Here is a 19632-nt window from a genome sequence, read left to right on the forward strand (position 1 = left end):
ACACACTGCGGAACACCTGAAGACCCTGACCCGGCTGATGGGCGGCGGAGGATACCGCGGCGTCACCGACCAGCTGGAAACCCTGCTCGGACGCCCGCCGAAGACCGTGCGGTGGGCGCTGGAGAACCATCCACGCATCCAGAAGCTGGCGGCTGCCTGAGCCGCCGAGCGGTCCAGGGAGAAAGCCGGTCTTCCACTCCACCGCTACCCGCTGGAGGAAACGGCGAGCGCCCAGTGCGCGGTGCAAAGCAACGCCGTGAGCAAGGTGCTGGTGCAAGTGGCTGTGGCCGACTGAGCACATGCTGGTCCCACGGCTGGCACACGTTGCCGCACGGACGTAATGAACTGCGGCCATGAGCGAGGAGATGAGCGGTGACGGTGCCGGGATCTGTGGAGGAACAGCCTTCACACTGGCGGTTGGAGCGCGTCGACTTGGGAGAAGTACCCTACGCTGCCGCGCAGGCGGACATGGCCCGCTGGGTTGAGGAGCGCAAACAGGGCCTCGCCGCCAACCGGCTCTTCCTGCTCACGCACCCTGCGGTGATCACCCACACCGCCCGGACGCCTAAGGAACAACTGCCCGACGCGGCCTCGCCCATCGCCCTGGTGCAGACAGACCGCGGCGGACATGCCACCTACCACGGTCCCGGCCAGCTCATCGGCTACCTCGTGCTCAACGTGCGCGAGCTCGGTCCCCGTGGACTGATCCGCCGTGTAGAGCAAGCGCTGATTGACGCACTGGACAGCCTCGGCTTCCCAGCAGTCCGCCGCGAGACGCCGCCGGGGTCGGAGAGCCTGGTGGGCGTGTGGACCTCCGATCACCGCAAACTCGCCTCGATCGGCATGCGCATCAGCGGGAGCATTTCCAGCCACGGCTTCGCCCTCAACATCGACCCCGACCTGAGCGTCTACACCACCTTCACCGCCTGTGCCCTGCCCGGCGTCCGGATGACCTCCCTGGCCGAACTCGCCGCCGAACGCGGCCTGCCGACCCCAACCCATACCGAGGTGCGCGACACGGTCGCACGAGCAGTCACTGCACATCTGACACCAGGTTAGAAACAGGAAAGGATGCCCGATGGCCCGAAAGAACAAGCTCGACGACCATCCCACCGTCGTCCAGATCCGCCAGCGGCGCGACCGCGGCTCCACCCGGCCCGCCGAGCCGCTGGATGCGGCATGGCTGCGGAAGCTATGTCTCGACGCGGGTGCGGACGATGTTGGTTTCGTCGAGATCGACCGGCCGGAAATCGCCGACCAGCGAGCGGACCTGAACGCCGCGCTGCCGGGTGTCCGAATGTTGATCAGCTTCGTGGTCCGAATGAACCGGGAGAGCATCCGCACTCCGGCACGCTCGGTGGCCAACCTGGAATTCCATCACAGGGGCGACCACACCAACGAGGTAGGCCGGCAAGTGGTGGCCGAGCTGGAAGCGATGGGTGTGCGCGCCATCAACCCCGCCATGGGTTTTCCGATGGAAATGGACAAGTTCCCCAGGAAAACGTGGGTCGTGGGGCACAAGCCGGTCGCCGTGGCGGCCGGGCTCGGCAAGATGGGAATCCACCGCAACGTCATCCACCCCAAATTCGGCAACTTCATCCTGCTGGGCACCATTCTGATCGACGCCGAGATCAGCGACCCCTCCCAGCCCATCGAGTTCAATCCGTGCCTGGAATGCAAGCTGTGCGTGACCGCCTGCCCGACCGGGGCGATCGCCTCCGACGGTCACTTCAACTTCTCGGCCTGCTACACGCACAACTACCGCGAGTTCATGGGTGGCTTCGGCGACTGGGCCGAACAGGTCGCTGAAAGCAGCAACTCCGACGACTACCGCTCACGGGTGAGCGACGCCGAGAGCGCGTCCATGTGGCAAAGCCTCTCCTTCGGCGCCAACTACAAGGCGGCCTACTGCATGTCGGTCTGCCCGGCAGGCGAGGACGTCATCGGCCCCTGGTTGGACAATCGCAAGTCACACCTGGACACGGTCGTCCGCCCGCTGGTGAACAAGGAAGAGACCGTCTACGTCCTCTCGGATTCCGACGCCGAGAAGCACGTGGCCAGCAAATTCCCACACAAGCGCACGAAGCGAGTAGGGCAGAGCCTGCGAGCGAACAGCATCGAGGGCCTGGTGGAAGGCATGCCGCTGATCTTTCAGCGCGAGCAGGCCGCAGACATGTCCGCGACCTACCAGTTCACCTTCACCGGCGCCGAGTCTCGTCAGATCACCGTGACCATCCGCGACCGCGAACTCGATATCGCCGAAGGGCTTCACGGTGAGCCGGATCTCAGGATCACCGCCGACGCGGACACCTGGATCCGTTTCCTCACCAAACGGTCAGTGTTGCCGTGGGCGCTGCTGCGCGGCCGCATCAAGATGCACGGCTCGCCGCGGCTGCTGCTCGCCTTCGGCCGTTTCTTCCCATCCTGATCGGTCGGGAAGCAGCGGAGCGTCGAAATATCACCACGAAAGGGAAGGCCGATCATGAGTACTCCCCGCACCGAGGTCGAACGCGACCTCGTGCTGGAACGCAAGGAAACGGTGGCCGAAGGTGTTGTGCTGCTGACGTTGCACGACCCTGAAGGCCGGCCGCTACCGGAATGGGAGCCGGGAGCACACATCGATCTGATGCTGAAACCAGACCTGGTCAGGCAGTATTCGCTGTGCGGGAACCCGGGGGATCGCTCCCGTCTTGAGGTCGCGGTGCTGCGTGAACCGGAAAGCCGGGGCGGGTCGAGTTACGTGCACGACGTGCTCGCCGAAGGTGAGTCTGTGCGCATTCGCGGGCCCCGCAACAACTTTCCGCTTGAGAAGGCCAAGCGCTACCTGTTCATCGCAGGCGGGATCGGGATCACGCCGATGCTGCCCATGATTGCTGCCGTCGATGCGCGCGGCGCCGACTGGAGCCTCGTCTACGGGGGCCGCACCCGAGCGTCCATGGCGTTCCGTGAGGATCTGCAGCGTTCCTACGGAGAGCGGGTGAGCCTGCGGCCGCAGGATGAATACGGGCTGCTGGACCTGCCTTCGCTGCTCCGCAAACCGCAACGGCGGACAGCCGTTTAGTGCTGCGGCCCGGAACCGCTGCTCGCGGCGGTCGAATCCGCCTGCGAGAAGTGGCCGAGCGGAGCCCTGCACGTGGAGCGCTTCGCCCCGAAGAAGGACGTCACCACCCGGCTGCAGACGACCTTCGAGGTCGAACTCGCCCAGTCCGGCAAGACGCTGAAGGTCTCTGAGGACATGTCCATTCTTGAGGCCGTCGGGAACGCCGGCGTGTCGGTGATGACGTCCTGCGAGGAAGGAATCTGCGGAACCTGCGAGACGACCGTGTTGTCCGGGGAGATCGACCACCGCGACTCGGTCCTGAACGACCAGGAGCGCGCCGCAGGCAGCACAATGATGATCTGCGTCTCCCGAGCCAATGGCGACCGCCTGGTCCTCGACCTCTGATCCACTGAAGAACCATTGCGGATGCTGCGTCAGCTGCCCTGTCCGGGACAGGGGCGGAGCAGGTGGTCTCTCGCGCCGTCATTCGGCACCTGCACGTGCCACGTGGCCCCCTGATCTGGAAGATCATGGATGGCGGAAGGGGCTGAGGCCGCCATGACGGCCATGCGGACCCACCGCGTGATCCCGGCTGTGGCCTGGATCATTGCGGACACCGGCGACATATGAGAACGATGAGGGGCAATTTATTCGTCGACAGAAAGCGGCTCCTCATGAGCGAGCATGTTCACGTGCGCCTCTCGCAAGGCATGGGTGTGTCGGAGGACGGGCTGCTCGTCGAGCACTCCCGCTGCCGCTGCGGGGCCACCTGGACCAAGGTCTACGAGGTGGAGGACGGCGAGCCGGAGTAGCCGGAGTAACGGACAGCGGGCGCCGACGCTCGCCACGCTACATACGCGCGCGTGGAAGGCCGTCACCGAAAACGGCGGGGAAGCCGTCATGCCCCCGTTCTGGCCGTCACGCCCCCGTTATGGCCATCACGCCCCCGTTCTGGCCATCACCGCGCGTGACCTGGCAGGATCGCTCGCATGTTCCAGCCACTCCCGAACTTCGGCAGGCGCCGCGCGCTGCTGGGCGCAGCCGCGGCCTTCGTGTCCTTCGGACTCCTGCTGTGGTGGCTGCTGCCGCTGGACGAGGATTCACCGGGCGGCCGTGTGACCTTCAGTACGGGCGTGAAGTCCGGGGTCTACGAGCGGTACGGAGAGCTCCTCGAGCAGGCTCTCGCCCGTGACCTCCCGAAGCTCAGCGTGACGCTGCGCAGCAGTGAGGGTTCGCAGGAGAACCTGCAGCGGGTGGCGACGGGCGAAGCGGACTTCACCGTCGCGGCCGCCGACGCGGTCAAGGCGTACCAGCAGGCGGGCAAGCCGGGCGCCGCGCGACTTCGCGGCTGTGCCCGGCTCTACGACGACTACGTCCAGCTCGTGGTCCCGCGGTCATCGGACGTGCACTCCGTCAAGGACCTGCGGAACAAGCGGGTGGCCATAGGCCAGACCGGCTCGGGCGTACGACTGATCGCAAACCGGGTCCTCGAGGCCGCGGGCCTCGACGCCGACAAGGACGTCGAGCCGCGCAGTATCGGCATCAACACGATGCCCAAGGCACTCGAAAGCGGCAAGATCGACGCCTTCTTCTGGTCCGGGGGCCTGCCGACGACGGCCGTGAAAGAACTGTCCGAGCGCTTCGAGATCCGCTTCGTGGAGCTCGGAGACCTCGTCGACGAGCTGCACCGGCTGGGTGGTGTCTCCCGCTACTACCGGGCCTCCGTGATGCCCGCCGACGCCTATCCCGAGGCACAGCACGGCACCGCCGTGTCGACCCTGGCCGTGGCCAACCTACTGGTCACGACGGACCGCACGGACCCCCAGCTGACCGAGGGCCTGACTCGCACGGTGATAGACAGCCGCGACCGCATCGGCCGCGAGGTACACGCGGCCCAGCTGGTGGACCTGCGAACGGCCTTGTACACAGACCCACTCGAACTCCACGAGGGCGCCAGGCGTTACTACCGGTCGGTGAAGCCGTAGCCCACGGCTGGGCCTTCACGCCCTGCGGGAGGCCGCAGCACCGGGCTCGGCCCGCAGGACGACTTGCACCACCGGTGCCGGTAGCACCGGGCTCGCCGGCAGGACGCGAAAACCCAAACGCTTCGCACACAGGACCGCCACGGGCGAGCCAGCAGGGCCAGGGTTGCCCTACAGGCGGCCAGAACGGCTCCCCCAGCAAGGCGCGAAGTCCCGGCCGCCGCCAGCACGCAGGTCCCCAGCTGCCACAGGCCCGCCGGGGCCAGCAATGAGAGGCGCGAGCCGAAGGTCCCAACGCCGATCTCGCCCCGATCAGCACCGGTGCCGGACTCGCACCGCAGAACCCCGGCGGCCGCGCCACAGGCCGCAGGCCCCAGGCCCCAGGCCCCAGGCCGCAGGCCCCAGGTCCAAGGCGGAGGCCTCCACGCCTCCCGGACACCGGCCGGCGCGCGCGTGCCACCGGCCCAGGATCGACGCCGCGGCCTGAGCCCGAGGCCTGAGGCCTGACGCCTGACGCCTGACGCCTGAGGCTGCGGTCCAGCCCGAGGCCTGACGCCGGAGGCTGCGGTCTGACCCCGAGGCCTCTCAGGCCTCACGCGGCGCCGACCGCGGCACCGTGACCGTCACCCGCAACCCGTGCGGTTCGTGCTGGGCGTAGGCGATGGTGCCGCCGCCCGCGGCGAGGAGGGCGCGGGAGATGGAGAGGCCGAGGCCCGAGCCCTTGACGTTCTGGTGGCGGCCGCTGCGCCAGAAGCGGTCGCCGATGCGGGTCAGTTCCTCCTCGGTGAGGCCAGGCCCGCGGTCCGCTATCACGATGGTCGACTTCTGCCCGTTCGAGGAGACCGTGACGGTGACCTGCTCGCCCTCGGGCGTGAACTTGAGGGCGTTGTCGATCACCGCGTCGAGGGCGCTGGACAGCGCGACCGGATCGGCCCATGCCGTGACGGCCGGGCACTCCTCGCGCAGCCGTACGCCCTTCTCGTCGGCGACGGGCCGCCAGGCCTCGACGCGCTCCGCGGTCAGCGCGCCGATGTCGGTGATCTGCAGATCGGCCGGGGCGTGCTCGGCCAGCGCCAGGTCGAGCAGGTCGTCGAGGACCTGGGCGAGGCGCTTGCCCTCGGTGCGGACCGAGGCGATCTCCTCGTTGTCCTCGGGCAGTTCGAGGGCGAGCAGCTCGATGCGCAACAGCAGCGCGGACAGGGGGTTGCGCAGCTGGTGGGACGCGTCGGCGACGAAGGCGCGCTGTTGCTCGAGCACCTCCTCGACGTTGTCGGCCATCTCGTTGAACGACCGGGCCAGCCGCCTCAGTTCCGGCGGCCCGCCGGCCACGGCAACGCGGGACTTGAGACTGCCGGTCGCGATGTCGTGCGTGGTGGCGTCCAGGATGCGTACCGGGTGCAGCACCCAGCCGGTGAGCCGCAGCGCCGCGCCCACGGCCAGAAGCATCGCGGCGGCTTCGCCCAGGGCGATCGGCAGCCAGCCGCGCAGGGTCTCCGAACGCATCTTGTCGGTGGGCGAGTCGGTGACGACGACGGCGACGACGTCACCGTCGCGGATGACCGGCGAGGCGACGACGAGACGGCCGTCCTGCCAGGGCCACACCTGCTTCGGGTCGTGGTCGGGCCGGGACCGCAGCGCCTCGTCGAACGCCTCGCGCACATCGCCCGCCTCGGGCACGGACCAGCCGTCCGGGGCGTTCGCCATGGGGGTACGGTCGCGGTAGAACACCCCCGCCTTGATCCCGTACACCTCCCAGTAGCGCTCCAGTTCCTTCTGGAGGGTGTCCTGCCGTTCGTCCCTGACCATCCACCGCGAGCCGCTGGGGCTGTCCGTGACGAACGTGGCGAGTGCGGCGAAGCGCGCCGTGTCGTCGATCCGGTCGACCACCACTTTCTGCTGCTGCGCGGCCGCCACACTCACCGCGAGCGGAAACCCGAGAGCCAGCAGTACGCCCGCCATGAGGACGATGAGCAGCGGGAGAAGACGAGTTCGCACCCGGACCCGCTACGACGCCGGGGCGACGAGCCGGTAGCCCACGCCGCGCACGGTCTCGATGAGGGCCGGCATCTGCAGCTTGGAGCGGAGCGAGGCCACATGCACCTCCAGCGTGCGGCCTGTCCCTTCCCAACTGGTGCGCCACACCTCGCTGATGATCTGCTCCCGTCGGAAGACGACTCCCGGCCGCTGCGCCAGCAGCGCCAGCAGGTCGAACTCCTTGCGGGTCAGCTGCACGACTGCACCGCCCACGCTGACCCGGCGGGTGGGCAGCTCGATGTGCACGGGCCCGAGCCTCAGTTCGGTCTCTGCCGGTGCCGTGCCGTCGCCGGGCAGGGTGCGCCGGCTGACCGCGTGGATACGGGCGAGCAGTTCCCCGGTGTCGTACGGCTTCACCACGTAGTCGTCGGCGCCGAGATTGAGGCCGTGTATGCGCGACCGCACGTCCGCGCGCGCCGTGACCATGATCACCGGGGTGCTGGTCAGCTTGCGGATCCTGCCGCACACCTCGTAGCCGTCCTGGTCGGGGAGGCCGAGGTCGAGGAGGACGACACCGAAGGGCTCGGTGGCCGCCGGCAGCAGGGCGCGGAGGGCTTCCTCGCCGCTGCGCGCATGCACCACCTGGAAGCCGTGCCTGGTCAGGACCGCCGACAGGGCCGCGGCGACATGGTTGTCGTCCTCGACAAGCAGCAGTCTCATACCGGCCCCCTCCGGTTCACCAGTTGTTCGGTCACGGCCTCTACACGCGCGGGTGCGCACCTATGCATCCATTCGGATCGCTCAGGATCCCGTCAAGCTGGATCGGGCCACCGGCGGGTTCTGTTATCCAGCCGGTACGCGCGCGTGGAGCGTTTGCACGCACAGTATCGGCTCGCTACCGGATCGTTATCCTCAATTTCCCCTCAGATGTAATGCGCTGGCTTTACGCGGTTATTACTGTCCTCCCAACCGAGGAGGACGGAGCAAGAAGCCGATGACCGAAGTATCGGTGGCCAAGGACGCCGCACCGGCGGCCGACGGACTGGTCGTGCTGAAGAACGTGAACAAGCACTTCGGCGCGCTGCATGTGCTCCAGGACATCGACCTGACCGTCGCCCGTGGCGAGGTCGTCGTCGTGATCGGGCCCTCCGGATCCGGAAAGTCGACCCTGTGCCGCACCATCAACCGCCTGGAGACGATCGACTCGGGTGACATAGCGATCGACGGACGGCCGCTGCCCCAGGAGGGCAGGGAGCTCGCGAGGCTGCGGGCCGACGTCGGCATGGTCTTCCAGTCCTTCAATCTCTTCGCGCACAAGACGGTCCTCGAGAACGTGATGCTGGGCCAGGTCAAGGTACGCAAGGCCGACAAGAAGGCCGCCGAGGAGAAGGCGCGCGCCCTGCTCGACCGCGTCGGCGTGGGCACCCAGGCCGACAAGTACCCCGCGCAGCTCTCCGGTGGCCAGCAGCAGCGCGTCGCGATCGCGCGGGCGCTGGCGATGGACCCGAAGGTCATGCTCTTCGACGAGCCGACCTCGGCGCTCGACCCGGAGATGATCAACGAGGTGCTCGAGGTCATGCAGCAGCTCGCCCGGGACGGGATGACGATGGTCGTCGTCACCCACGAGATGGGCTTCGCCCGGTCCGCGGCCAACCGCGTGGTCTTCATGGCCGACGGAAAGATCGTCGAACAGGCCACCCCGGACCAGTTCTTCAGCAACCCGCGCAGTGACCGGGCCAAGGACTTCCTGTCGAAGATCCTGCACCACTGACGCACGGCCGACCCCCCGCGTCCCTTTTCATCTGCCGACTCAAAGGATGTTCACCATGAAGCTCCGCAAGTCCGCCGCCGCCGCGGCCATCGCCGTCCTCGCGCTCACCGCCACCGCCTGCGGCGGCGAGTCCGGTACGGCGGGTGACAAGCCGAGTAACCCGGCCACCGGCTCGGACGCGCCGAAGCTCCCCACGTACACCGTGGCCAAGGACGTGAAGATCGACTCGCCGACCCTCGAGCGCGCCCAGAAGGCGGGCAAGATCGTCTTCGGTGCCAAGAACGACCAGCCGTTCCTCGGCTTCGAGGACACCGACGGCACGCGCTCGGGCTTCGACATCGAGATCGCCAAGATGGTCGCGGCCGACCTCGGCTTCTCGGCCGACCAGATCGAGTTCAAGACGGTCGACTCCGGTGTCCGCGAGACCACCATCTCCAAGGGCGACGTCGACCTCTACGTCGGCACGTACACCATCAACGACGAGCGCAAGAAGCAGGTCGGCTTCGCGGGCCCGTACTTCCTGGCCGGCGCCGACCTGCTCGTCCGCAAGGACGACACGGCGATCACGGGCCCGGACAGCCTCAAGGGCAAGAAGGTCTGCTCGATCGTCGGCTCGACTCCGCTGCAGGAGATCAAGAAGCCGAAGTACGGCGCCGAGACCGTCGAGCTCGCCAAGTACTCCGAGTGCGTCCAGCAGCTGCTGAACAACGAGGTCGACGCGGTCACCACGGACGACGCGATCCTCAAGGGCTACGCCGCTCAGCGCCCCGAGAAGCTGAAGGTCGTGGGCAAGCCGTTCACCGAGGAGCCGTACGGCGTCGGCATGGCGAAGGACGACAAGGCCCTGCGCGACGCGGTCAACGACGCGCTCGAGGCGCACCAGGAGAACGGCGACTACAAGAAGGCGTACGACGCGACGCTCGGCCTGTCCGGCTCCGAGTACACCGAGCCGCCGGCCATCGAGCGCTACTGATCCGCGGGCCTGAGAGGCCCTGAAGCGCCACGGAGTGGGCCGCGGGCCGATCATCCCGCGGCCTCCCCAGTGCCCTGAGGCCCTGGGAGGTGCCCCACCTCGCGCACTGTCTGATCCTTCGGCAGTGAACCGCCCGTCCCGTACGCACCACCGCCGGTGTGTACGGGGCGCGGTCCCCTCTGCCCGTCCGCTGCCGCCCACGAGGACTATCCCGTGAACGTACTGCTCGACCATCTCCCGGAGTTCCGCGAGGGGTTCATAGGCACCGTCCTGCTGACCCTGGCCAGCGGACTCCTCGCGATGGTGCTGGGTGTCGTCATAGCCGGTTTCCGGGTCTCGCCCATCGCCCCGCTCCGGTTCTTCGGCACCGCCTGGGTCACGCTGTTCCGCAACACCCCGCTGACCCTGCTCTTCCTGGTCGCCTGGTTCGTCGTCCCGGTGATCTTCGCCCCGGGCCTCAACCCGTGGACCAAGGCGCTGCTGGCGCTCGGCTTCTACACCTCGGCCTTCGTCTGTGAGGCCGTCCGCTCCGGCATCAACACGGTGCCGCTCGGCCAGGCCGAGGCCGCCAGGTCCATCGGCATGACCTTCTTCCAGACGCTGCGGCTGATCGTCCTGCCGCAGGCCACCCGCACCGTGATCCCACCGCTCAGCTCGATCTTCATCGCACTGACCAAGAACTCTGCGATCGCGGGCGCGTTCAGCGTCACCGAGCTGTTCGGGGTGCAGAAGCTGCTCAGCGACAAGGGCTTCGCCATCGCCTGGATCTTCCTCTGGGTGGCCATCGGCTACCTGGTCATCACCTTCACCATCAGCGGTCTCTTCCGGCTGCTCGAGCGGCGCATGGGGGTCGCACGATGAGTTCGAGCGTCCTGTACGACGCCCCGGGCCCCAAGGCCCGCGTCCGCAACATCGTCTTCACCGTCGTCGGTTCGGCGGCCGTTCTCGGCCTGATCGTCTTCGCGATCTACCGGCTGAACGTCAAGGGCGTGCTCGAGCCCGAGGTGTGGAACATCTTCAACAACGCCGGCGTGCGGGCGAACATCCGCGACGGTGTGCTGAGCACCCTGAAGGTCTTCGCGCTCGCCGGAGTGCTGTCACTCGTGCTCGGCCTGCTGCTGGCCGTCGCCCGGCTCTCGGACCACAAGCCCGTCAGCTTGCTGGCGACCGGCTTCATCGAGCTCTTCCGTGCCGTCCCGCTGCTGATCACGATCTACGCCCTGTGGGTGGTCTTCCTCAGCTACAAGGACGACCTGGGCGTCGTCGGCGAGAACACCGCCTTCTGGGCCCTCGTCATCGGTCTGACGGTCTACAACGGCTGTGTGCAGGCGGAGGTCCTGAGGGCCGGCATCAACGCCGTCCCCCGCGGACAGGTCGAGGCCGCGTACGCCCTGGGTCTGCGCAAGACCCAGGTGATGACGATGCTCCTGGTGCCCCAGGCCGTCCGGTCGATGCTCCCGACGATGATCAGCCAGCTCGTGGTGACCCTGAAGGACACCTCCCTCGGCTACATCATCACGTACGCGGAACTGCTCTACGCGGCCCGGACGATGGCGAACAACATCATCGTCAACGGCGAGAACCCGATCACCGCGGTCGTCATCGTCGTCGGCGCCATCTACATCGCGCTGTGCCTCGCCCTGTCCTCGCTCGCCACCTGGATCGAGAAGCGCGGGCGCCGGGCCAAGACCGGTATCGCGGTGGCCGCGGCCGCCGAGCCGGCGGAGGCGCCCGGCGTGCTGGACGCCTCGGAAGGCCCGTTGGGCCCGGTGGCCGCCGCTCCGGAGGCCCCCGGTGTGCCGGTTGCGCCGGCCGACGAGGTCGCTGGTTCCGCTGCCGGCGGTCAGGCGGACCCGCGAGACGGCGATGAGTCCGACGGGCCGGATGCTCCAGGTGGGCCCGGTGGGCCGGACCTCGGCAAGAAGTGATCCGCTCGGCATCGGAACACATCGAACACATCAAAACCGAGCGGCTCGGCACAGGACCTGACGAGTCGTGAGCAAACGGAGGCAGTGGCGTGATCGCCACTGCCTCCGTCACTTGACGCAAGCACCGGCAATGGGTTGCATACGTTCTGTGACCGCGCACCCCGCTCCAACTGCCAGTTTTCTTACGATGCCCAGGGCTTCCCGCCAGGCTCCCGGGGCAGGGGGCGCCGCGCCGTGGACCCGGTGATCGTCGTCGGGGCGGGACCCGTCGGGCTGACGCTCGCCCTGGCCCTCGCGCGTCACGAGGTCCCCAGCGTCGTACTGGACGAAGGGCCCGGCAAGGACGAGCCGAGGGCCGCGCGGACGGTCGTTCTGCGTGAGGACATCGCCGATCTCGTGGAGCGGCTTGCCGGGGTCTCGTTCGCGGACACAGGCGCCCGCTGGTCCGGATGGCGGTCACTGCGGCGCAAGCAGGTGATGCGGCAGATCACCTTCGGTGCCGAGGATCCCGCCCCGCTGCATCTGGCACAGCATGTGCTGACCTCGGCCCTGCGTGCCGCCATCGCCCGGGAGCCGCTCGTCAAGGTGGCGGTGGAGAACCGGCTCGACTCCCTCGAGCAGGAGACGGCGGGCGTGACGGCGCACACCAGGGGGCCCAAAGGCACCTGGTGGCGCGGGAGTTATCTGGTCGGCTGCGACGGGCCGCGGTCGACGGTGCGCAAGCTCGTCGACATCCGCTTCGCCGGACGCACGGCCGTCGAGCGGCATGCGGTCGCGGCGCTGCGTACGGAACTCCCGTGGCCTGGTGAGGCGTTGCTGCACCGGATGCCGCCGTGGCGGCTCGCGGGCAGCGAGGTGACCGCCCGGCCCCTCGCCGACGGCGCCTGGCGCCTGGACTGGCTGCTCCCCCAGGGCAACGAGCTGGTCACGCCCGAGTCCCTCGTGGCACGCATCCGGGAGACCCTCGCGGGCTGGCACAACGGCACCACTCCGGCATACGAACTGCTCGACACCGGCGTCCACACCGTGCACCACCGCCTCGCGCGGCGGTGGCGGAACGGCCGCGTCTTCCTCGCCGGGGACGCCGCACATCTGCTCGGTGCGCTCGGCACGCAGGGCGTGGACGAGGGGCTGCGGGACGCGGACAACCTGGCCTGGAAGCTGGCGCTGGCCTGGCACCACGGGCCGCACGAGGCGCTCCTGAACAGCTACCAGACCGAGCGGCGCGCCGTCGTCGCCGCCCGGCTGCGCGCCGCCGACCAGTCGCTGCCGATACTGCGCGGCGGCGGAGGCCTGCGCGCCCATCTGCCGGGGACGGCGCGCGGCCACGACATACTGCTCACGGACGGTCACCTGGGCCGGGGCCCGCTGGGCGCGCCCGGATCGTATGCGGCCTCGCCACTGGCGCCCGCGCCCTCCGAGGCGGAGGTGACGGTGGACACGGCTCCCGGCACGCCCGTGACCGATGTGCGCGCCACGGGGGAGGACGGCTCCTTCGTACGGCTGCGAGAGCGGCTCGGCCGCAACCGGCTCCTCGTCCTGCTTGTCGCACCCGGCACGGGCGTGTGGGAGCGGCGGCACTGGATGACGGCCGGAATCATGCCGCGCCTCGCCGCCGCGGTCACGGCACTGCCCCACTCGGCGGAACTCCTGGTCGCCGAAAACTACCCGGGCGCGTCCCCCCACACCGTCCTGCTGATCCGCCCCGACGGCCACCTGGTCACGGCACTGGGCGGAGTGCGGCCTGCGGAGCTATATGCGGCAGCCGAGGCGGCCTTGGGCGGGTCCGCGACGCCTGAGACCAACGGGGCGGCGGCTGGCCCGCGCTGATGGGGCGGGGCGGGTGTGCGCAGATTGGCGGGGCGGGTGTGCGCAGATTGGCGGGGCGGGTGTGCGCAGATTGGCGGGGCGGGTGTGCGCTGATCGGCGGGGCCGGTGTGCGCTGATTGGCGGGGCGGCGCCCGCTGGCGAGGGAGTGGGGGGCACGGGCTGGCGCGGTGGGGGACCGGTCGGCGGTGGCTAGGCTGCCGCTGGCCGACGCCGGCGAGACGGTGGTGGGCCCAGCTGGCGGGGGGTGGGCCCGGCGCGCACTGACGTCACCGGCCCGGGCGCGCACTGACGAGGCCGTCACCGGCCCGGGCCCGCACCAGCGAGGCCTGGTCGCCCAGTGCTGGCAAGGCGGTGGCCGGCTCGCGCCGATGAGGCGGTGGCCGCCCGTACTGGCGAGGCTGCCGCTGGCCGACGCCGGCGACGCGATGGCCGGCGCACGTCGGCGAAGCGATGGCCGGCCGCGCCCGGAAGCCGCTGCCGGTCGGCGCTGGCGAAGCGATGGCCGGTCCGCGGTGGCCAGGCGGCGGTCGTCCCACGCCCGCGAGGCCGTGGCTGGCCTGCGTCGCCGAGGCCGTTGCGGGCCCGCGCCGGCGAGGCTGCCGTCGGTCGGCGCTCAGCTCGCCGTCACCGCGCGTCCACATAGTGACGTTGAATTGACCGCTCCCCTCCGTCATGGTCTACTCCGGAACGTGACCGACACCGATGTGCGCCTGTGGCGGAGGGTCCATATGGACCTCGTCCGCTATGCGGGCTGCATGTGTCGTCCGTCCTGCTGAATTCGCCCCCTCTCCCGCGCGCGCCGCTGATGCGTTGCCGCGCACCCCCGCGAACGCCACCAGGACGGTGCCTGTGTCTGTTCTCCCCTCTGTCTCTGCGGTACCTGCTGTACCTGCTGTACCTGCTGTCTCCACGCTCGCTTTGGACTCTGCTGCCGCAGCAGTCTCTCCGCATGCCGAAGCTCCCGCCCGGGTCCCCACGCAGGCGGACCTCCTCGACTTCGTACGGCGCGTGGCCGCCGACGCCGAACTGATCGCCTCACTCCCCCTCGACCCCGAGGGGCGCACCTGGGTGCATCTCGAGGGCCCCGGCGGCAGCGAGGCCTGGCTGATCGGCTGGCCGCCGGGCACCGGCACCGGCTGGCACGACCACGCCGACTCGGTCGGCGCCTTCGTGACCGCGTCGGGCGAGCTCAAGGAGTACTCGCTCGCCACCCGGCTGCCCGCCGACGGATGGAAGTCCCTCGAACTCACCGACGGGGTGGACCGGGAGCGGCAGCTACCGGCCGGCCAGGGCCGTGCCTTCGGCCGCCACCACGTGCACGAAGTGCTCAACGAGTCCACCGACCGGCACGCGATCTCCGTCCACGCCTACTACCCGCCCCTTCCGCAGATCCGCCGCTACAGCCGTACGGGACAGGTTCTGCGTCTGGAGCACGTCGAGCGCCCGGAGGACTGGCAGTGAGCGCACACATCCAAAAGCAGGTCGGAATCGACGAGTTGCTGGAGCGGGTCCGCGAGGGCTACGAGCGGATCGAGGCCCAGGATGCGTACGACGCCGCCCAGACGGGCGAGGCGCTGCTGGTCGACACCCGGTACGCGGCCCTGCGCGAGCGCGACGGGCTGATCCCCGGCGCCCTCGTCGTCGAGCGGAACGAACTGGAGTGGCGCCTGGACCCACAGGGCAGCCACCGCGCCCCCGAGGCCACGAGCCACGACCTGCGGATCGTGGTGATCTGCAACGAGGGCTACGCCTCGAGCCTGGCGGCTGCCTCCCTGCACCAGTTGGGCCTGCACCGGGCCACCGACCTGGTCGGCGGATTCCAGGCATGGAAGGCCGCAGGACTGCCGGTGACGTCGTAGGCACCCAGGCTTGCGTGGGCCGCCAGGCCCATTGCTTGCGTGGGGGTGAGCCTCAGGGTGGGTGCGCCTCTCTGTAAGGGGCGCACCCAATTGCGTACGGCCCCTTACTCCTTGGCGGTCGCCACCGTCACGGCGCGGACTCTGAGCGCAGCCCCCCGCAGCGAGGTGGCGACGAGGGCCAGCGCGCTGGCGGACAGTGCTGATGCCATACCGACGCGAGCCCTCCCGGTCATCGGGGCTCCGCTGAGCCTCGCCTCCAGGGTGTCCGCTCGGTTCAGAACCCCTCGTCCTCGAGGAACTCCGTTTCCTCGCCCTCCTCCTCCAGCGCCTGCCGGACCACTCGCACGGCCATGCCCTCGGGGTAGCCCTTGCGGGCGAGCATGCCCGCGAGGCGTCGCAGCCGTTTGTCGCGGTCGAGACCGCGCGTGCTGCGCAGCTTGCGGGCGACGAGCTCGCGGGCGGTCGCCTCCTCCTGCTCGTAATCGAGCTGGGCGACGGCCTCGTCGATCAGCTTCGAGTCCACGCCCTTGGTCCGCAGCTCCTGGGCGAGCGCCCGCCGGGCCAGTCCCCGGCCGTGGTGCCGGGACTCCACCCAGGCGTCCGCGAACGCGCTGTCGTTGATCAGGCCGACCTCCTCGAACCGCGACAGCACTTCCTCCGCCACGTCGTCCGGGATCTCCCGCTTGCGCAGGGCGTCGGCGAGCTGCTTACGCGTACGCGGAGTCCAGGTGAGCAGGCGCAGGCAGATAGCCCGCGCCTGCTCAGCCGGGTCCCCAGGCAGCCCCCCGTTCTCGGCCCTCGACGAGGCGGGGAAGCCGCTGTCCTGGTGATCTGATCCGCCGCGCCCCCGACGGCCACCGCCCTCGGGCCGCCCATCGCGGCGGCTGCCTTCACCGAAGCCGCCGCTCGGGCCGCCACCCGGGCCGGCGCCCCCGCGGCCCCGGCCCTCCGGGTCGTCCGGCCCTGCGGAATCGGCGTACTCCGGCCAGTCGGTCCTCCGGGTCATGGATCAGCTCTTGGCGGTCGCGGCCTTGGACTTGGCAGCCTTGGCCGCCGGGGCGGGCACCGACTTCGGGGCCTCATCCGTGGCTGCCGTGACCGCGGCGTCCGCGCCCGGCTCCGCCGTCGGCTCCTCCGGCCTCACACCGACGCCGAGCTTCTCCTTGATCTTCTTCTCGATCTCGTTGGCGAGGTCGGGGTTGTCCTTCAGGAAGTTGCGCGCGTTCTCCTTGCCCTGGCCGAGCTGGTCGCCCTCGTACGTGTACCAGGCGCCCGCCTTACGGACGAAGCCGTGCTCCACGCCCATGTCGATCAGGCCGCCCTCGCGGCTGATGCCCTGGCCGTAGAGGATGTCGAACTCGGCCTGCTTGAAGGGCGGCGCGACCTTGTTCTTGACGACCTTGCAGCGGGTGCGGTTACCGACCGCCTCCGTGCCGTCCTTCAGGGTCTCGATGCGGCGGATGTCGATGCGCACCGAGGCGTAGAACTTCAGTGCCCGGCCACCCGTCGTCGTCTCGGGGGAGCCGAACATCACGCCGATCTTCTCGCGGAGCTGGTTGATGAAGATCGCGGTGGTCTTCGACTGGTTGAGCGCGCTGGTGATCTTCCGGAGCGCCTGGCTCATCAGTCGGGCCTGCAGACCCACGTGCGAGTCGCCCATCTCGCCCTCGATCTCCGCGCGGGGCACCAGGGCCGCGACGGAGTCGATGACGATCAGGTCAAGGGCGCCGGAGCGGACCAGCATGTCCACGATCTCCAGGGCCTGCTCCCCGTTGTCCGGCTGGGAGAGGATCAGGTTGTCGATGTCGACGCCGAGCTTGCGCGCGTACTCGGGGTCGAGGGCGTGCTCCGCGTCCACGAAGGCGACCTGGCCGCCGGCCTTCTGGGCATTCGCCACCGCGTGCAGCGTCAGGGTCGTCTTACCGGACGACTCCGGGCCGTACACCTCTACCACTCGGCCGCGCGGCAGGCCGCCTACGCCGAGGGCCACGTCGAGCGCGGTCGACCCGGTGGGGATGACCTCGATGGGCTCGTTCGGCCGTTCGCCCATCCGCATCACGGCGCCCTTGCCGAATTGCCGTTCAATCTGTGCGAGCGCGGCGTCGAGCGCCTTCTCGCGGTCGGTTCCTGCCATGGGTTCCACCCGGTTTGCTTGAGTCGATCGCTTCACGTCAAAGACGCTAACGCCTGCCACTGACAATGCGCTCCGACGCCTGCCCGGCCTGTGGATAACTCGGTTGAATCCGCGGGAATCCGCCGGGATTTCGCCCCAGCGAGCACCGCCGGGCACTCCATAAGAATGGATGTTCGATTTTGGTGTCAAGCGGATCGCTCGGCTCGCCGCCAGTGCGACGCGTGAAGTTTTCGAGCCACCGCACCCTTGGCGGACCCGGCGCACCGCGCCCGGGGGACTCGGAGCGGCGGGCCGGCCGCTCAGAACGGCCGGTCACCGCGAGCGTTGCGCCGCCGCACCGCCTGCTACGGCTGTGTCCGGGCGGCCGGGCACAGCGAGTCCGGATCGACCGCGTACAGCGCGTCGGCGACGACCGAGGGCTCGGACCTGCCGGTCAGTACGGGTGCGTGCGCCGCAGTGCCCGTATCCCCTGCACTGCGGCCGCACCCCAGCCCTCAGACCGCTCCCGCGCGGGCCGCGTCATTGCTCCGTTTCCCGTCCGCTGGCCGACGCAGTGCGCTGCTCCTGCTCCGCAGTTCCGGTCGCAGCTTCAGTGCGTGCCCACGGGACCCTCGGGACCCGAGGGTCCCTCGGCCCCTGCAGAAACCGCCACACGCGCGCGGGGACAGGCCCCGCGCCCCGGCGCCGGTGGCCGTGCACGCGCGGGTCGTCCGTGACGACGTACCGCTTCACGTACGCCGCCAGGAAGGCCTGCAGCGTGGCCGCCGCCGGGATGGCGATCAGTGCGCCGACCGCGCCGAGCAGCGCCGTGCCGGCGATGACCGAGCCGAAGGCCACGGCCGGGTGGATGTCCACGCTCTTCGCGGTCAGCTTGGGCTGCAGCAGATAGTTCTCGAACTGCTGGTAGATCACGACGAAGACCAGGACCCACAGCGCGTACCAGGGATCGACGGTGAAGGCGATCAGCATCGGCACGGCACCCGCGAGATACGTACCGATGGTTGGTATGAACTGCGACACCAGGCCCACCCACACGGCGAGCGCCGGCGCGTAGGGCACTTCCAGCACCACGAGCAGGATGTAGTGCGCGCCGCAGGAGATCAGCGCCATCAGGCCGCGCGAATACAGATAGCCCCCGGTCTTGTCGACGGCTATCTCCCACGCGCGCAGCACCTCGGCCTGCCTGGCGGGCGGCAGTACGGAACACAGTGCGCGCCGCAGCCGTGGCCCGTCGGCGGCGAAGTAGAACGAGAACAGCAGGACGGTCAGCAGCTGGAAGAGGCCGCCCAGCACCTGCGCGGATACGTCCAGGACGCCGCTCGCGCCGTTCTGCACGTACTTCTGGAGCCAGTCCGAGTGGATCAGGTTGTTCTGGATCTCGACCCGGCTCAGCTCGGTGTGGAAGCTCGAATTGATCCAGTTGATCACCGAGTCGAGATACTTCGGGAACTCCTCGACCATGCTCACGATCTGGCCGGCGAGCATCGAGCCGAGCAGCGTGACGAATCCCGCGCCCGCGATCAGCACAGCGACGAAGACCAGCCCGGTCGCCGTTCCACGGCGCATGCCGTGCGCGGCCATCCAGCTCACCGCGGGCTCCACGGCGAGTGCCAGGAAGAACGCGATCAGGATGTTGATCAGCAGCCCCGTCAGCTGGTGGAACGCCCAGGTGCCCAGCTGGAAGCAGGCGACCAGAGCCAGGGCGAGCACCATGGCCCGCGGCAGCCAGCGCGGCATGCTGGCGCCGCGCTCGGCCGCACGCCCCGCGGTCGCCTGCGGGGGCGTGCCGAGCGCAGCCGTGTCCTGATCCACCTGCGCGGTCTCGTCTGTCGATGCCACCGAGCCAGTGTCGCCCACACCACCGACAATCGGCTCCGGGCCCTTCCTCATCGGACTTGTCAGCGCCCCTCCCCGGGGTCTCGTCAGCGCTTCTCGGCCGGTCAGCGCCTGTCGGCCGGCACGTCCATCGCGCTGCACACCGCGCGCCACACGTCCTTGGCCTCCCAGCCGGCGTCCAGAGCCTGGTGCACCGTGCGCCCGCCGAGCTCCGACATCACATGGTCGCGTGCGAAGGAGTCTGCGTACGCCTCGCCGAAGTGCTCCACCATCTGCTGCCAGAAGACCGTCAACCGCATGGCTCC

At 69.3% G+C, this 19632-nt stretch carries 18 protein-coding genes and 1 pseudogene; 13 read left to right on the forward strand and 6 right to left on the reverse strand.

Annotated elements, in window-relative coordinates; translation table 11 throughout:
* Positions 1-372: 372 nt before the first annotated feature.
* The 5 genes and pseudogenes from lipB (at position 373) to H1D24_RS37510 (ending at position 5025) form a co-directional block, all read left to right on the forward strand.
* Positions 373-1059: a lipoyl(octanoyl) transferase LipB gene (gene lipB, locus H1D24_RS37490; protein ID WP_309484591.1), complete on the forward strand. Its 687-nt coding sequence runs from the start codon at positions 373-375 to the stop codon at positions 1057-1059.
* A gap of 19 nt (positions 1060-1078) precedes the next feature.
* Positions 1079-2428: an SCP2 sterol-binding domain-containing protein gene (locus tag H1D24_RS37495; RefSeq protein WP_181662215.1), complete on the forward strand. Its 1350-nt coding sequence runs from the start codon at positions 1079-1081 to the stop codon at positions 2426-2428.
* Positions 2429-2482: 54 nt separating this feature from the next.
* Positions 2483-3445 (forward strand): annotated as a pseudogene (locus H1D24_RS37500) (PDR/VanB family oxidoreductase).
* 269 nt (positions 3446-3714) lie between these two features.
* Positions 3715-3852 carry a hypothetical protein gene (locus tag H1D24_RS37505; RefSeq protein WP_181662216.1) on the forward strand — a complete coding sequence of 46 codons (138 nt, stop codon included), beginning with the start codon at positions 3715-3717 and terminating at the stop codon, positions 3850-3852.
* Between the two features lie 177 nt (positions 3853-4029).
* Complete coding sequence (locus H1D24_RS37510) at positions 4030-5025, forward strand: TAXI family TRAP transporter solute-binding subunit (protein WP_181662217.1); 996 nt, start codon at positions 4030-4032, stop codon at positions 5023-5025.
* A gap of 582 nt (positions 5026-5607) precedes the next feature.
* On the opposite strand, the gene H1D24_RS37515 is transcribed toward H1D24_RS37510, so the two are convergent.
* Both H1D24_RS37515 and H1D24_RS37520 read right to left on the reverse strand, forming a co-directional pair.
* Positions 5608-7017 (reverse strand): sensor histidine kinase, encoded by a 1410-nt coding sequence (locus H1D24_RS37515; protein WP_181662218.1) that lies wholly within the window; start codon positions 7015-7017, stop codon positions 5608-5610.
* Positions 7018-7026: 9 nt separating this feature from the next.
* A complete protein-coding gene (locus H1D24_RS37520) occupies positions 7027-7716 on the reverse strand; it encodes a response regulator transcription factor (RefSeq protein ID WP_181662219.1) in 690 nt (229 codons plus the stop codon).
* Between the two features lie 274 nt (positions 7717-7990).
* On the opposite strand from H1D24_RS37520, the gene H1D24_RS37525 reads away from it, so the two are divergent.
* The 8 genes from H1D24_RS37525 (at position 7991) to H1D24_RS37555 (ending at position 15357) form a co-directional block, all read left to right on the forward strand.
* Positions 7991-8767, forward strand: a complete 777-nt coding sequence (locus H1D24_RS37525) for an amino acid ABC transporter ATP-binding protein (protein ID WP_181662220.1) — start codon at positions 7991-7993, stop codon at positions 8765-8767.
* Positions 8768-8822: 55 nt separating this feature from the next.
* The gene (locus H1D24_RS37530; RefSeq protein ID WP_181662221.1) at positions 8823-9740 is read left to right on the forward strand and encodes a glutamate ABC transporter substrate-binding protein; all 918 of its coding nucleotides are present in this window, start codon (positions 8823-8825) and stop codon (positions 9738-9740) included.
* A gap of 213 nt (positions 9741-9953) precedes the next feature.
* Positions 9954-10601, forward strand: a complete 648-nt coding sequence (locus H1D24_RS37535; RefSeq protein WP_181662222.1) for an amino acid ABC transporter permease — start codon at positions 9954-9956, stop codon at positions 10599-10601.
* Positions 10598-11668, forward strand: a complete 1071-nt coding sequence (locus H1D24_RS37540) for an amino acid ABC transporter permease (RefSeq protein WP_181662223.1) — start codon at positions 10598-10600, stop codon at positions 11666-11668. Before H1D24_RS37535 ends, H1D24_RS37540 begins: the two co-directional genes overlap by 4 nt.
* Positions 11669-11902: 234 nt before the next feature.
* Positions 11903-13498: an FAD-dependent monooxygenase gene (locus H1D24_RS37545; protein ID WP_181662224.1), complete on the forward strand. Its 1596-nt coding sequence runs from the start codon at positions 11903-11905 to the stop codon at positions 13496-13498.
* A gap of 425 nt (positions 13499-13923) precedes the next feature.
* Positions 13924-14274, forward strand: coding sequence for a putative leader peptide (locus H1D24_RS43840; RefSeq protein WP_309484593.1), 351 nt, complete (start codon positions 13924-13926; stop codon positions 14272-14274).
* Positions 14275-14416: 142 nt separating this feature from the next.
* Entirely contained in the window at positions 14417-14959 is a 543-nt protein-coding gene (locus H1D24_RS37550) for a cupin domain-containing protein (RefSeq protein ID WP_220137685.1), read from the forward strand.
* A complete protein-coding gene (locus H1D24_RS37555) occupies positions 14956-15357 on the forward strand; it encodes a rhodanese-like domain-containing protein (RefSeq protein ID WP_181662226.1) in 402 nt (133 codons plus the stop codon). The genes H1D24_RS37550 and H1D24_RS37555 overlap by 4 nt, the downstream gene beginning before the upstream one ends.
* Before the next feature lie 274 nt (positions 15358-15631).
* Here H1D24_RS37555 and recX read toward each other — a convergent pair whose 3' ends face one another.
* From recX to H1D24_RS37575, 4 genes are all read right to left on the reverse strand, one after another.
* Positions 15632-16363, reverse strand: a complete 732-nt coding sequence (gene recX / locus H1D24_RS37560) for a recombination regulator RecX (RefSeq protein WP_181662227.1) — start codon at positions 16361-16363, stop codon at positions 15632-15634.
* Between the two features lie 3 nt (positions 16364-16366).
* On the reverse strand, positions 16367-17491 hold the full coding sequence (gene recA / locus H1D24_RS37565; RefSeq protein ID WP_181662228.1) for a recombinase RecA: 1125 nt from the start codon (positions 17489-17491) through the stop codon (positions 16367-16369).
* Between the two features lie 519 nt (positions 17492-18010).
* Positions 18011-19330 carry an AI-2E family transporter gene (locus tag H1D24_RS37570; RefSeq protein ID WP_309484592.1) on the reverse strand — a complete coding sequence of 440 codons (1320 nt, stop codon included), beginning with the start codon at positions 19328-19330 and terminating at the stop codon, positions 18011-18013.
* A gap of 101 nt (positions 19331-19431) precedes the next feature.
* Positions 19432-19626, reverse strand: a complete 195-nt coding sequence (locus H1D24_RS37575; RefSeq protein WP_181662230.1) for a DUF3046 domain-containing protein — start codon at positions 19624-19626, stop codon at positions 19432-19434.
* Between the last annotated feature and the right edge of the window lie 6 nt (positions 19627-19632).

The organism is Streptomyces himalayensis subsp. himalayensis (assembly GCF_013778455.1).
Taxonomy (GTDB): Bacteria; Actinomycetota; Actinomycetes; order Streptomycetales; family Streptomycetaceae; genus Streptomyces; species Streptomyces himalayensis.